This window comes from Neobacillus drentensis (assembly GCF_036962765.1).
Lineage (GTDB): Bacteria > Bacillota > Bacilli > Bacillales > Cytobacillaceae > Neobacillus > Neobacillus drentensis_C.
In genome coordinates this window covers 1-14,014 of record NZ_JBALOS010000113.1, presented here as the reverse complement: position 1 = coordinate 14,014, position 14,014 = coordinate 1, and the positions used below count along the sequence as shown (strand labels likewise).

15 protein-coding genes are annotated in these 14,014 nt (G+C 41.0%); 2 read left to right on the top strand and 13 right to left on the bottom strand.

Annotated features, from left to right (window positions below; all coding sequences use genetic code 11):
• Positions 1–312: 312 nt before the first annotated feature.
• The 3 genes from V7137_RS14835 to V7137_RS14825 form a co-directional block, all read right to left on the bottom strand.
• A complete protein-coding gene (locus V7137_RS14835; RefSeq protein ID WP_256358113.1) occupies positions 313–609 on the bottom strand; it encodes an Ada metal-binding domain-containing protein in 297 nt (98 codons plus the stop codon).
• Between the two features lie 238 nt (positions 610–847).
• On the bottom strand, positions 848–1,309 hold the full coding sequence (locus tag V7137_RS14830; protein ID WP_335698799.1) for a phage tail protein: 462 nt from the start codon (positions 1,307–1,309) through the stop codon (positions 848–850).
• 12 nt (positions 1,310–1,321) lie between these two features.
• Positions 1,322–1,801: a GyrI-like domain-containing protein gene (locus V7137_RS14825; protein WP_335698798.1), complete on the bottom strand. Its 480-nt coding sequence runs from the start codon at positions 1,799–1,801 to the stop codon at positions 1,322–1,324.
• Between the two features lie 111 nt (positions 1,802–1,912).
• Here V7137_RS14825 and V7137_RS14820 point away from each other — a divergent pair, with 111 nt between their 5' ends.
• Positions 1,913–2,875: a helix-turn-helix transcriptional regulator gene (locus tag V7137_RS14820; protein WP_335698797.1), complete on the top strand. Its 963-nt coding sequence runs from the start codon at positions 1,913–1,915 to the stop codon at positions 2,873–2,875.
• Between the two features lie 203 nt (positions 2,876–3,078).
• On the opposite strand, the gene V7137_RS14815 is transcribed toward V7137_RS14820, so the two are convergent.
• The 3 genes from V7137_RS14815 to V7137_RS14805 form a co-directional block, all read right to left on the bottom strand.
• The gene (locus V7137_RS14815; RefSeq protein ID WP_335698796.1) at positions 3,079–4,203 is read right to left on the bottom strand and encodes an NADH:flavin oxidoreductase; all 1,125 of its coding nucleotides are present in this window, start codon (positions 4,201–4,203) and stop codon (positions 3,079–3,081) included.
• A gap of 398 nt (positions 4,204–4,601) precedes the next feature.
• Positions 4,602–5,156: a hypothetical protein gene (locus V7137_RS14810; RefSeq protein ID WP_218346644.1), complete on the bottom strand. Its 555-nt coding sequence runs from the start codon at positions 5,154–5,156 to the stop codon at positions 4,602–4,604.
• Positions 5,157–5,385: 229 nt separating this feature from the next.
• Positions 5,386–6,651 carry an MFS transporter gene (locus V7137_RS14805; RefSeq protein WP_335698801.1) on the bottom strand — a complete coding sequence of 422 codons (1,266 nt, stop codon included), beginning with the start codon at positions 6,649–6,651 and terminating at the stop codon, positions 5,386–5,388.
• Positions 6,652–6,965: 314 nt separating this feature from the next.
• Here V7137_RS14805 and V7137_RS14800 point away from each other — a divergent pair, with 314 nt between their 5' ends.
• Positions 6,966–7,346, top strand: a complete 381-nt coding sequence (locus tag V7137_RS14800; protein ID WP_218346646.1) for a YkvA family protein — start codon at positions 6,966–6,968, stop codon at positions 7,344–7,346.
• Between the two features lie 69 nt (positions 7,347–7,415).
• Here the strand turns inward: V7137_RS14800 and pqqE are convergent, their stop codons facing one another.
• The 7 genes from pqqE to V7137_RS14765 all read right to left on the bottom strand — a co-directional run bounded on the left by pqqE (position 7,416) and on the right by V7137_RS14765 (position 13,889).
• Positions 7,416–8,558, bottom strand: coding sequence for a pyrroloquinoline quinone biosynthesis protein PqqE (gene pqqE, locus V7137_RS14795; protein ID WP_335698795.1), 1,143 nt, complete (start codon positions 8,556–8,558; stop codon positions 7,416–7,418).
• A complete protein-coding gene (gene pqqD, locus V7137_RS14790; protein ID WP_218346648.1) occupies positions 8,530–8,874 on the bottom strand; it encodes a pyrroloquinoline quinone biosynthesis peptide chaperone PqqD in 345 nt (114 codons plus the stop codon). The genes pqqE and pqqD overlap by 29 nt, the downstream gene beginning before the upstream one ends.
• Before the next feature lie 47 nt (positions 8,875–8,921).
• A complete protein-coding gene (pqqC, locus tag V7137_RS14785) occupies positions 8,922–9,662 on the bottom strand; it encodes a pyrroloquinoline-quinone synthase PqqC (RefSeq protein ID WP_218346649.1) in 741 nt (246 codons plus the stop codon).
• A 5-nt stretch (positions 9,663–9,667) separates the two neighbouring features.
• Entirely contained in the window at positions 9,668–10,594 is a 927-nt protein-coding gene (pqqB, locus tag V7137_RS14780; RefSeq protein WP_335698800.1) for a pyrroloquinoline quinone biosynthesis protein PqqB, read from the bottom strand.
• Positions 10,582–10,836 (bottom strand): hypothetical protein, encoded by a 255-nt coding sequence (locus tag V7137_RS14775; RefSeq protein ID WP_186328624.1) that lies wholly within the window; start codon positions 10,834–10,836, stop codon positions 10,582–10,584. Before V7137_RS14775 ends, pqqB begins: the two co-directional genes overlap by 13 nt.
• A 539-nt stretch (positions 10,837–11,375) precedes the next feature.
• The gene (locus V7137_RS14770) at positions 11,376–11,840 is read right to left on the bottom strand and encodes a hypothetical protein (protein WP_335698794.1); all 465 of its coding nucleotides are present in this window, start codon (positions 11,838–11,840) and stop codon (positions 11,376–11,378) included.
• Positions 11,841–11,960: 120 nt separating this feature from the next.
• Positions 11,961–13,889 (bottom strand): outer membrane protein assembly factor BamB family protein, encoded by a 1,929-nt coding sequence (locus V7137_RS14765; protein WP_256358124.1) that lies wholly within the window; start codon positions 13,887–13,889, stop codon positions 11,961–11,963.
• Between the last annotated feature and the right edge of the window lie 125 nt (positions 13,890–14,014).

The following is a 14,014-nucleotide window of genomic DNA, read 5'->3' as shown; positions in this document are numbered from 1 at the left end:
ACTTTAATATTCTCCTTTATATATAACCAACTGTAGTTACATTCTTAAAATCAACGATAAAGGACATTTCCATCCCTCTTTATTCCCTGACAACTGGTATCCACATTTAACCACTACAAAACCATTCCAAAGCCTAATGACTCTTATGTTTATAGAAACACTTTGAATTGATTAAAGGATCCTTTTTGGGATCTTTTTTTCGATTTATGTTTGGAAATACAGAAAAACAAAAGAGCTTGGAAAAGGTTCAAGCTCTTAGTCTAGATTATGTTTTTTCTTCCTCTTCAATCCCTCAATCCACTAGATTACTTCCTAATTACGCTCTATCTCCAAGGTTTTCCAAATTTTATATTTCTCAGGGAGACATGCAGCACAGGGCCTGAATCCAGCTTTAATCGCGGTTTCCTCATCCGCAAAAAACACCCTTACCTTTATGTCTCCATACTTAGCAAGAGCCCTTAAAGCAGCAGGACAATCCATTGTGCCGTATACTTTTGTTTTGCGATGACCACCGTATGTACCTGGGGTTTCACTTTGATAAAATTTCCGATCCGCACCCATCAATGTATATGTTTTATAAGAACGACCGTTATCTATATTTTCACCCATTCCATTACCTCCAAAAACTTTAATATATTTACTTATACGACAAACAACTACACAATTCCTCTTGAAAAACGGTGACATAGAACTCTTGAATTCTAAAGAACCTTATCCTCCCAAGGAACCAGCCCTATCGCCCCAATTCCGGATAATTTTTCTTCTTGAGGATACAGTAAAAAAAGTAACAGCACCCTCTATCTGATAGAGAGTGCTGTTGCATGTATGGTTGTATTTGATTACTACTTTAATATTCTCCTTTAATGACAAAAAACGAACCCCGAATCGTTCCAGCTAGTTTAGACTTCTGCCTGGCAAACTTAAACTTCCCCTCTAACTCCTTTGGTACCTCCATCCCCTCAGAAAGCTTAAAACCAACTGCCCGCTTCTTTGGGTCATCAATCGTATACATAGCATTGACACTAAGCCCATCCTCATAAAAAACGTAGGCCATTTTGATATTTTCCACTTGAAAAAGCGAGGTTTCTAAAGGTTTGGCCGCAAACTCAATAGCACGTTCTTTTAAAATTTGGTTCACATAATCAAGAGTTTCTTGGCTTTCGCTAGCTGGTTCTACCGTAAATTCATGCTTGTATTTATTCAAAAAGTAACGAGCTTCATTCGCACGTAAACCAGCAAGCGCTTCTGCGACTGGTGAAGACTCTAAACCCGCCGTAGATACATTTTTAAAATCAACACGATAGGACATTTCCATCCCTCCTTATTTCCTGACAATAGGAATCCACATTTCACCAAATACCAAACCGCTTCGCTGCCCCATCACAACCGACGTATTGGGCCCGCCAACATAGGCAAAATCCTGTGCTTCTGGCAAAGCTTGACCGAAAGCAATACCAGTAAGCATATTGCTCAACTCTTCCGCATTGTTCCCTTCCCCTTTAACAACTAGATATTCACCTTTAGGAAATTGGATCATTCGAGTTGCCTCTGGCAGCGAAGTCTCTGTCATAACCCCGGCATAATGCATCATCTTGTTATTCACCGCTTCGTTCACAGCAAAAATGTAGTCATTTGTCGCAACAGATTTTAACGTATCAAGCGTGCCATCTTGTTTGACGGCCTGCCAAAAGTCTGATTTTTCTTTGGTTATACCCGCATAGTCCGTGTAATTACTCTTAAGCTCCGTTCCAAAACCTAACACGGTAAAGCTGTCTTTTTCTTCAATAGTATAAATTGTCATATTCAAAACCTTCCTTTTTTTAAAATGGAATCAAATGATTTCTCTTTTCACCTGATGAGTTTATAATAGCGTTAAATCATGTCAAAAAATGATACTGTTTTGGAGGCCACGATGAAAAAAGTTGAACGGATTAATACCATTATGCGTTATATCAACAACCGTGCCCACTTTACCATTACTGAAATTATGCAGGAATTTAACATCTCTCGTTCAACTGCTATACGGGATATCAAAGAAATTGAAGCCATGGGGATGCCGCTAGTCGCTGAAGTTGGAAGGGATGGAGGTTATTTTGTCATGAACAACTCTGTCCTACCCACCGTTCGCTTTACGGATAATGAAATCAGAGCTCTTTTTATAGCCTTTATGGCCACAAGAAATCAACAACTCCCCTATTTAAAGAGTCGACAGTCGTTAGCTGAAAAATTACTTGGCCTCATCTCAGAAAACCAGCAAGAAGACCTTGTACTGTTAAATCAAATCTTGCTTTTTGAAGGGACGAATCCCCATAATCCCGACCTGCTTGATTTATCAGACCTTCCCCATCCGATGTTAGAAAAACTAATCCAACTCCTGCTGGTGGATCGTTATTTATTAATTACGATTGAAGAAGAGAAAATAATAAAGTCTTACCCCATTTATCTCTTACACCTGTATCGTGAAAAAAGCTTTTGGCTGATTGAAGGGTTTGACTTAATGGAAGAGAAGCAACGAATTTTTCCTGTCGACAATCTCACCAATGTAGAACCATACACTACGAAGCAAAGACTAAGTGAGAAAAGGATTTTGGAAAGACTCAACAAGCAGGAAAATATAATCAATCTGGTCCTTGAATTGGGTCCAAGGGCGATTGCCCAGTTCAAAAAATACCATCCTTTAAAAGTTTCCATTTCCTATACGGACCCTTACCAAACCACGGCGGTTCTAAAGACTTTTATCAATGTAAATAACACAGAAGAAATGGCCGAAATATCCAATTGGTTGCTTTTCCTAGGTGGGGATATCAAGGTCAGGGAAATGCCGGAAGAAGTCTTGAATGATATAAAAGAGAGATTATTCCTATATTCCCCATAATTACTACTAGTTAAAACCACATATAGATGCGTTAGGTGAACCGTGACAAAATCAAGTGAGGTTATCTCTTTAAATAGAAACAGCACCATTCCAATTAGTGTGGATGGTGCTGTTTACATTAGAGGAACATTTCCTCAAGCAAAAAGATCAAAACAGGACTTCCCTTTTGAGGAGGGACACTATTCTATCAAAACTATATGTAATTAAATCAGATATTTCTCGGATTCCTTCGTATAATGCACGACTTGATTAAGATGACCATTTTTGAGCTTTACTGCCCATTCTGAATCAGCTAGGATTGCACGGCCAACTGCTACATAGTCAAATTCGCCTGCTTTGATTTTTTCATCTACAATTTTGAGATTTTCTTCTATTGTTACATGATCATGATCCTGATTGCTCAGAAAGGCGCGGTTAATTCCGACAGAACCGACCGCAATCGTTGGTTTATTGGTAATTCGTTTAGTCCAGCCTGCTAAGGTTAATGATGGATCTTCATCTTTAAATTCAGGTTCCCATATTCGTCTTGTTGAGCAGTGGAAAATATCTACACCAGCTTCAACCAATGGGGTGAGCAATTGTTCAAGCTCATTAGAGTTCTTAGCTAATTTAGCTTGATAATCGGTTCCTTTCCATTGTGAATAACGAAAGACAATTGGAAAATCAGGCCCGACTTCTCTCCGGCAAGCACGAACAATATCTGCTGCGAATTTTGATCGCTCTCCTATATCCCCGCCATACTCATCTATACGTTTGTTCGTTAGTTCCCAAAAAAATTGATCAATTAAGTATCCGTGTGCACCATGCAACTCAATTCCGTCAAAGCCGATACGCTTCGCATTTGCGGCCGCTTCAGCGTAGGCATCAATCATTTCAGCCACTTCGTCTTTCGTTAAAGCCTTTATTTTCTCATTTCTCTGGCCTCTTAACGTAAATCCGGACGGACTGACTGGGGGCGCGTCAATATTTGGTTCACTGCCTGCTTTTCGGGCTGCACCTACATGCCATAATTGTGGAATGATTTTGCCGCCTGCTTTGTGGACTTCCTTCACTACATTTGCCCAGCCATTTAAGGCTTTCTCCCCATAAAATCGGGGAATATTGGGGCTCATAACTGCAGCTGGATGATTAATCGCTGTCCCTTCCGTAATGATGAGCCCAATCCCATTCTCGGCACGTTTTCGGTAATATTGTGCAACATTTTCTCCCGGGATCCCTTCCGGCGAAAACATTCTTGTCATTGGGGCCATCACTAACCGGCTAGCTAACCTTTCATTTCCAAATGGTACAGATTGTAACAAAGTATGACCTGCAATCTTTTGATCCAAGGCGAGCACTTCCTTTTTATTTATTCGTTTTAGCCTGCTCCTTTTATTCTATAATTCTACTTTATAAATATAAACTGATAAGTTCTATGTTTATACTAATATTAAAAACATTGGCGATTTAGCAGGTTATTTATAAAACGACAAACAAACTAGTCGCGGTACTTTTTATCACAGGAATTCCTACCACAAAACAAAATAGAGTGCAAGGAAACCCACATTATTGGGTGTTACTAAGCACTCTGTATAAAATTCTAATATTTTTTTCTTACTTTCTCTTTTACAGATTCCTTCTTCAATAATTCCTTCACTTTCTGAAAATAGAGAAATGTTAGTTCACCGCTCTTTTGTAATCTCGAATTCAATTCAATACGTAACAATTTAATAGCATTTTGGACTTCCTAGTCTAATAGCATTTTATTTTCGTATTCGGAGGCAAGTGCTTGGGCGTAGTCGCTGAAGATAGTTTTACTGCGGGATGGTCCCATGTCGATGTCAGCGTAGTTGGAGAAGATGAGTTTTCTTAGTTCGTTGGCATTGTACTTAATTTGCTGTTGTTTGAGTTTAGTTTGTTCGGCTTGGTTGGATTTTTTATAGGCTTCGCTTTCAATATAATTGGTTAGATTAGGAGGTGGAACAGGTTTGTTATTGGCTGTACCAGGTTTTAGTTTACTTCCTAAGAAGACCTGGATTTCTCCTTCATCCTTGCCAACGGTATCAAAAAGAGAGAAGGAGGCGGTCTTGTCTTGGTCTTCTTTTGTGGCTATGGTTAGATGTTCTTTTAAAATGGACATCACAGCTTTACTATCCTCATCATCATAATTAAAAACCATATAAAGGACTGTGCTTGTATCGACTAACGGCTTCATTGCCCCAAAGAGTTCAGCTGACTGAAAAATTTGTCTTAGTACGTTTTTCACATTATGTCGGCTGGGCTCAATTAGAAAATAACTCATTTGATTCGTTCCGGTGAACCTTATCAGGTTTTTGCAAACCAATATAATAGGATCATATTCAATTTCAATCTGTGACTTACTATTATTATGAATTTAATATTACTGGAACTTCCAATAACCATCCAACTGCTTTCCTTCAAGTGCTTGCAGCAACCAATCTTGATTATCATTATCCACGTTTTTGTTGAAAATGTTTACCTTAAAATTCCTCAATCCTATAACCCTAACATTACCCCGATGAAGCATGGGATTTCATTCGAATTTCGTAGGAGCTGAAGACTTTTCCATATAAATAAGCAAAACTGAATTGTAAACCAGAAGCTATGTAGAAAGGCAGGGCCAGTGAACCAAATCCAAAAAGATAGCCGGTAAAATACGGTCCAATCGAGATGGGCAGCCTGATTGAAAAGATATTGATGCTTGATGCGAAACCACGGCGCATGTCACGAGTCAAACTCACACTCAACGCTTGCTGTGCCCCTTGTGTACCTCTGTTTAAAGCCGTTCGTATGATATACAAGACAGAAACAAGTGCATAGGACGATAGTAAGGGCATCAAAATCAAAAGCAGGCTTGCAATGAAACGAACCAGCACAATGGACCTTATTGTCCCGTGTTTGTTGGATAATCTTGCTTGTAAGACCGAGGTAACACCTGTCGCAAAAAAAGTGACAGCCAATGTGCTTCCAATCTGTATACTGCTTACCCCGAATTTAGCCGAAAACCAATACGACATCATGGGTCCCGTAAGCCCAATGGCAATCCCGTTAAGTATGTTAATGGCTGCGAGCTTAAAGACCGCAGAATTTTCTTCGCGCAGGATTCTCTTTTCTTGATTCCCTGACTCCTCTTTTATATATCCTGGTTGTTTATCAATTTTTCCTTCCTGAATGGTTAAAATGATTGACGCTGTCACAAAGGATAAAACGAAGATAAAGAAGAATATAGGGCGATAGAAAGTGTCTCCTTTAAGATTATGATTCCATAAGGCCGTGATCCCCGCCAGCACTGCACCTGCCGCCATTCCGAAAAAGCTAAGAGCATTATTCAGACTATATACCTTTCCACGCTCTTTTTTTGGGATAAAGGCCGCCAGCCAAGCCTGCTCCGCCGGGGCACAAGGACTGGGAGAACCGGCGTCCGCTTTCCCAAAACCTGAAAGTGTGATTGCAATAAATAACAAAATAGTATTTGTAGATAATATCCCAATCAACGCACATCCGGCAATTAATAGTTCAGAAAAAAGGATAAAGGGTTTTCTCCCCAGTCGATCGCTATAAATACCTATGACTGGGGCTAGTCCTACACCAAGCAAACCTCCGGCAGCAAGCACACTTCCAATCGCCGCTGTGCTCCAACCCAGTGCAGCGAGGTATAGAGACAAATCAACAACTAGCATGCCTTGTCCAATACTTCGAATAGCATTGACCAGCATAAGTTTTTTGGCCGCCGGATGAATTTTTCCGGCTCCTTCTTCATCGTTCTTACCAAACACAAACTTCAACTTTATCACTTCTTTTCTATTTTTCTTACATCATTTTAAATAATTACGTGGGGATATCGGTAAACCATTGGTTATTTACTCTACTTAAAAGAGTTCCAAATTCTCCTGTCATTTATTCACATCCATTACGGTTTACCTATAAAGGAAACATCACAATGGGTGCATTATGTCTTTAGAAAAAAAAAACCAAATAGCGGATACGCATAAGTTGTTTAAAATGGTGATGTTCGAAGCAAAATAATCCGAAAGGATCTGGCTGAACGATGAAAAACGAGGATAGTTTATTAGAGAGGGAAGGAAGCGACATGGTTAAGCATCTAAACAAATGGAAGGAATTCATACAAAATATTAAACAAAATATCTATATTGTGTATCTTGCATACCGTTATCCGAAAACACCATGGTATGCTAAAGCATTTTCATTATTGATTGTTGCCTATGCGTTAAGCCCCATAGACCTTATTCCAGATTTCATTCCAGTATTAGGTTATTTGGATGAAGTTATTCTGCTTCCCTTGGGGATATTAGGAGTGTTCACCCTGATACCTAATCAAGTATTGCAAGAATGCAGGGTGATGGCCTCCCGAACGCCTAAAATGCTGCGGAAAAATTGGGCAGCAGCGATTGTTATTCTCCTCGTTTGGATCAGTCTCGCGACCACTGTTCTTTTCAAATGGGTCATATAAAAAAGGTGCAAAGGTTATGTATGGAGTCCCTTAGCACCAAATTTGCAATCACATATTTTTATTAGAGTTTTATGTTTTTTTTGATGCGGGTCTATCTAGCCGAAATCTCCGATAGATGATAGGTGATGACTGTATAATGGGAGTGCAATTAGCGTCTTGTACAGCTTTTTCAATCAGATAATGTTTTGGCGCCCATTGGCAGACTGGATCCGTCGCATAAGCGTCCCCAGTTAAAGCAAAAGCCTGGCAGCGGCACCCACCTCCGTCTTGGTGTCTTAGTTCACACGAAAGGCAGGTTTCTGGCATCCATTCTTCACCGCGGAAATGGTTAAAAGACTCTGATTCATACCAAATATGACTTAGTGACGAATCAAGAACATTTTCAAAGGAAAGACCCTCAATCATCCCGGCTGTTGGGCAAGGAAGGACTGCCCCATTTGGTGCTACCGTTAGGCCAATCGTCCCCCATCCCCCCATACAAGGCTTAGGTGCCTGAGCATAATAATCAGGAATAACCCAAATGATTTCGATTTTTTTCCCAATGCGCGCTTTTGCGGCGTCATAGATTTCACGGGCAGCCTTAATCTGAACACGGCTTGGCAAAAGCTGCTCCCGATTGAGCAAAGCCCAGTTATAATACTGTGTATTCGCCAGTTCCAGACGTTCAGCACCCACCTCCTCGGCGAGTTTAATAATCTCATCCAAATGATCAATATTCATTCGGTGCAATACGACATTTAATGATAAATACAATCCGGCTTTTTTTACCGCTTTGCAAGCTTCCCTTTTCTTGTCAAAAGCCTTAAAACCGCCGATGATGTCCGAAAGCTTTGCTTCGCCTGCCTGAAAGCTCACCTGCACATTTTCCAGTCCGGCATCACAGAGCCGGGCTGCCTTTTCAGTTGTTAATCCAATGCCGCTGGTTATGAGATTGGTATACATCTCTAATTTATTTGCATGGCGGATAAAAACTTCCAAATCGCCTCGCAAAAGTGGTTCTCCACCGGAAAAATGAACTTCTACAACTCCCAGATCAGCCGCCTCAGACAAAACACGGCACCACTCCCCGGTCGATATTTCCATTGCCTTTGATATCATTTCTAAAGGGTTCGAACAATATGGACAATGTAAAGGACAGCGATGAGTTAACTCCGCGACCAAGGAAAATGGGGGGGGAGCCCCATTATTGTTCTTTGTTATCGACTGAACCATGTTTATGGATCACCACCCAACCCTGATCCTCCATCTCCCGGAGAAACTCAGAAATATCTGCTTTCATCGTTTTCAAATCAAGCAGAGCACTCGTATCTGCAGTTTCTGTGTCTGCCTGCAGGGAAGCCCTTATTTTTTCAGTGATGGTGTTCACCGTTTGTCTCCCGTCACATAAAGTAAGTATAGATGCAGCCGTTTCGTTCAAGACCACGACCTTTTCCGGTAACAAAAGAAGATTCTTTTCCCTTACTTTATCAAATTTTAATCGCGCCTTTGCTGCGAGTCTTGGAATACTGTCAGCTAAAATTGACTCCACCACCTTTCATTTATTTTTCGGGTGAGTGATAAAACCATCGTTCATTCTTATAGAGGATATGCATTTTCGATGGCATCAAGCTGTGCCCACAACACATCACACTTGAAACGCAGTGCGGCAACAGCCCGCCTTTGATCTTTCGGAGTTTGGCAATAGGTAGTCACAAGTTTAAGGGCTGTATCGGCATCACGCGGCGCCTGTGAAAGGCGATTTTGAAAATATTCCAGACCTGCACGGTCAATCCATGGATAAAGCCGCTCAAGGATCTTCATTCTCTTTGACATTAAATCAGGAGAAAACAATTCGGTTAGGGAGGAAGCAACGGCTACCATCCACGGTTTTGTCCGCGCGAAGTTTACATAGGCATCAACAGCAAATCGAACACCCGGAACGACTCTGACTTCCTGCGTTACTTCTTCCCGGGATAACCCCACAGCCTCACCAAGCCGAAGCCATGCTTCAATTCCACCTTCTTCCCCTTGCGTTCCGTCATGATCAATGATTCGCCCAATCCATTCACGTCGCATATCCCTTGACGGCAGCCTAGAAAGAATAGCTGCATCTTTAATCGGAACTGATTTTTGATAATAGTACCGGTTAGCCACCCAACCGCGGATCTGTTCTCTGCTTAATTTTCCTTTATGCATCGCTACGTGAAATGGATGTTTGTCATGATAGAAGGAACTTCCAACAGCTTTTAATTGCTCTGTGAATTCATCCCTCGTCCATAATTCTTCCTTTGTATCATTTAACACCCTTTCTAGGCTAAGGAAATCACCTTGATCCAAAATGTTCACACCTCCACTTCCATACCGTCATAGGCAATCTCAAAACCAAGCCGTTCCAATGTATGCCTTTCCATTGAGTCCTTCTTAAGAATAGGGTTGCTGTTGTTAATGTGAATCAGGATTTTCCGCTTGGCTGGGAATATGGCTAACTTTTCAGCAATGCCCGATGGACCACTAATTGGTAAATGTCCCATACTTCTTGCATCGCGCTTGGTTGCACCCATCTCAACCAATTCGGTTTCTGACCAAAAGGTTCCGTCAACCATCAAGATATCCGCCTTCTGAAAGCAAGCTTCTATAGCCGGGGTGATCCTTTCTAAAGTAGGAAAGTAAGCAAGGCATCTGCCGGTACTCTCATTATAAAGAACCAGCCCGACCTCCCATAAAACTTCCGGGTCATTCTCCTCCTTGTTTGACTGGGTATAAAGCGGCGGTTTTTTAGAAACGGGGACCGTCTCGATGATGATGGTTCCTTCTTCTCCTACACCCGGAAGTCCTATCCGCTTGCGATTATCAGGGTGAAGAGACTGCCATTCCCATGAACAATAGTTTTTCAGTATGGGTAACACTGGAAAAAATGACTGCAAACTCTTTCGTACAGTCTCGGTTCCATAGATGGTTAAACAAGAACCCTCCCGTAATGACAATAACCCAATCGTATGGTCGAACTCGGCATCGGTTAAAATAACACCAGCCAGCGGAGTCTCTCTTATACCTGGACCCGGATGCAGGGCAGTAAACGATTCAATCTGCCTGTGAACATCCGGTCCCGCATTAATGAGATACCAATCCTTTTCATTCGCACTTACAGCAAGCGATGATTGTAATAACGGCTGGTGCGAATCGTTTCCTTCGCGGACACTATGGCAATTTGGACATGCACAGTTCCACTGCGGAAAGCCGCCACCAGCCGCTGCTCCTAAGACTCTAATTCGAATTTGGCTTCAGTCCTTTCACTGGAGACTTGAATACCTTCTTTGCCAATATCCCTAGGTTTACCTAATGCCCTTCCAACTTGCCACCCAATCGCTATATTCACTACAGCCATGAGGGGATACAGGAGATAGTCACCCACTGGTTCTGGAAGCAGGAGATCGACGGCCAGCCATCCTCCGGCTGTTGCACACCCAATAATCGCGCCAATCATTGATTTTAGGTAACGCTTTATTTTCATATGCCCTACCTCCATTGATTTATAAAACTATTAATTGCATGCGCAAGCGAGCCGTGCTGCTAGCCAATATAGGCATACATTGTCACCTCAGGAGATGTATTGATCACTTTATACTCAGGCTTCACCCACATGTTAGATACCCCCTTTCATGACACCCACACTGAAAATTCTCCCCTGCGCGGGGGTGTCGGATTTTCCCTTTCAAAATAATCTATGTAGATAGATATCTCAAAATAACCAGAATTTTGACCTGAAGATGTCTTAATGTGGTATTGGATTTGGCAATATATTGCAAAAAGGGACAAGAACAAAAAGAAACAACCTAAGTCCGGATGATGATTGAACTCAGGTTGTTTACATCGTTCCCTTGCTTTTTCTGTGACTGTATTAAAAATAACCTGAGCTTATCAAAACTCAGGTTAAAAACATCCATTTTTTACAAATTTATCCAATTAAAAGCGCCATTTATTACTTCAAAAGACTTATCCCGTACGATTTAAGAATGATACGGGATATCTTATAATTTTTCAACATCTATCTCAGTACTGACTGCTCCTTAAATGAAAATTAACTGTCCATTGTCCATTTTGATTCATTATTCCATGTGTGTGAAATGATAATTCAGAATTATCTGATCTGTAATGTTGCAGCTGTGCTATTATCGTTCCTTTATACTCATTATTACTTATTTTCTGAAACGATTCTGATTCCTCACGAACTAACGTATTCCCAATCCAAATATACGGGTTTCCAATCAAACTTTTAGTGTTCGAACTAACTGGTATATTTGAATTTGTGGTTATCGTATAATGCAGCTGGATGTGTTGGCCATGGTTTATTATCGAATAGTCATTGATGGTTAACCTGATTCCGTTATCCTCGGATGAACCTAAGCCATTACTTGACTGAGCATTGGTCAATGTTGGGTAGGCAAATCCAAAGAGTAAGGAAATGCATAAGGCGGCACCAATGAATCGCACGTTATAAATCGGTAATTTCCTCATTTTAACACCATCCTTATTTTTCGTGAATATCTGATGTTTCGCCAATTTATAATTATCCTTTTAAGAAACAATCTGAGTCCGAATAAGGGAATCAGACTCGGATTGTTTCAAGAGTAAAAATCATTTCTTTTTGGATAGCCATTCCGCTAGTGCTTCAGCCTCTGCACCTTTGGCCATACCTGCTGGCATGCGGTCGCCACCATTAAGAATTTTATTCAAAATGTCCTCTTTAGACATAGTTTTACCTATGTGTTGAAGATTTGGTGCTGTTGCGCCTTGAAGATTATCCCCGTGACAGGAAATACAACTTCTTTTGTAAACCTTTTCCGGATCGATAACAACGTCTGCTTCCCCTTGTAATTTTGCATTTTTATTTATAGCTCCAGGTTTTAACTTACCTCCGAGACCATAAACAACAACCTTCGTACCACCAGTAATGACTGCAACATATTCTTTGCCGTCAACAGTATATATGGAAGGTGCCATTTTGATTTGTTTTCCTCCACTTTGCATGCTCCATAATACTTTACCTGTTTTAATATCAAGAGCATTTACCTTTCCATCCAATTCCCCGTAGAAGGCAAGACCGGCAGCCGTACTTGTGAATCCGCCATACATCGGATCGTCCGTTTTATTTTGATATACTTTTTTCCCTGTATTCATATCAATTGCTGTAATGGTACCAGAAACATCAACATCCTTTGGCAAAGGAAGGATCTTTGTTCCTGGAAAGGTATTATTATCTTTTGCAATCTCTTCTGCATCTTTAGCTGCTACCATTAGATTAGGACTATTAATACCTGGAATAAGCACATAGTTGGTGTCAGGGTCATATGTCTGTGGAGCATAGCTTTCTCCACCTGGTGTTCCTGGCCATTGGAGAACTGCTTTACTCTCATCGCTTGGTACGTCCGAATGCTGAATTTTTACAAAAGGTACCCCATCATAAATGGTCTTCCCTGTTTTTGCGTCCCACGCATACCACTTTCCATTCTTACCGCCTTCAACCACAACCTTTTGCTTTTTCCCGTCGACCTTTGCATTGAGAATCATCGGTGTTGCGGCAGCGTCATAATCCCATATATCATGATCAACTTGAGTAGATGACCACTTAAACTTCCCTGTTTTACTATCTAAAGCAGTGATAGAATCGGTATATGGATTTTTTCCTTTTCTATCTGCATCATAAAAGTCCGGAGCTGGATTCCCTACTGCAAAATACATCATATCAGTATCTGGATCAAACGACATCGGTGTCCATACGGAGCCTCCGCCTGTATATTTACCCTTCGCCCAGCCAGTTCCTCTCTCAGGAACGGTCCAAAACGGCTCTTTCCATAGCGGTTCCAGAGTATCTGCTTTAAACGCCCAAACAAAACCTCGTGTACCATTATCACCGCCGCTGCTTCCAACGTAAACGTTCCCATCATAATACATCGGAGCTGAAGATTCATAATATCTGTTTTCTAACTTAATAGTAGGTTCATGATCCCAAAAGTTAACCATTTTTAACAGTTTTCCGTTCTTCGCATCCAGTTTGGCCAGCCGATTATCGATCATCAAGACAAATACATTCCCATTGGCCACTGCGACACCCCTACTTGCCACATTGGACTGCCATGGCAAACCATTAATATGATCAAGTACGTCCTTGGGCGGCGTCCATGCCCAAAGCTTCTTTCCACTTGCGGCATCGATTGCAAACACATGATTTTTCGAACTAGTCACATACATGACCCCGTCGTGGACGACAGGGAAATCTTCTTGTAAATTTGGAATATCCTTATTCCAATCTAAGATATCCTGCTGCCATGCAATCCCCATTTTTGTTACATTCTCTTTTGTTATCTCTTTATAAGGCACATGTCGGGTATGTTGAAGGTCATACCCCCAATTTGGGAATCCTGTCACATCTTCCTGACTTGCCTGGTTGGATTCCTTGGTTTCCTCTTTTTTGTTATTAGCATTATTCTTCTTATTATTTGACTGACAGCCAACTATAACGATACTTGCTAACAAAACTAAACCTAATGACTTTAAATATCGCATCACGAAAATACCCTCCTGACATTATGAAATAATACATCGATTTTTGATGATGAATTTTTCCACTTTCAGTCTTTAAACCTCCTTAAGATATTCAAATTTTTATAAGAACATTGGTATAATTACCT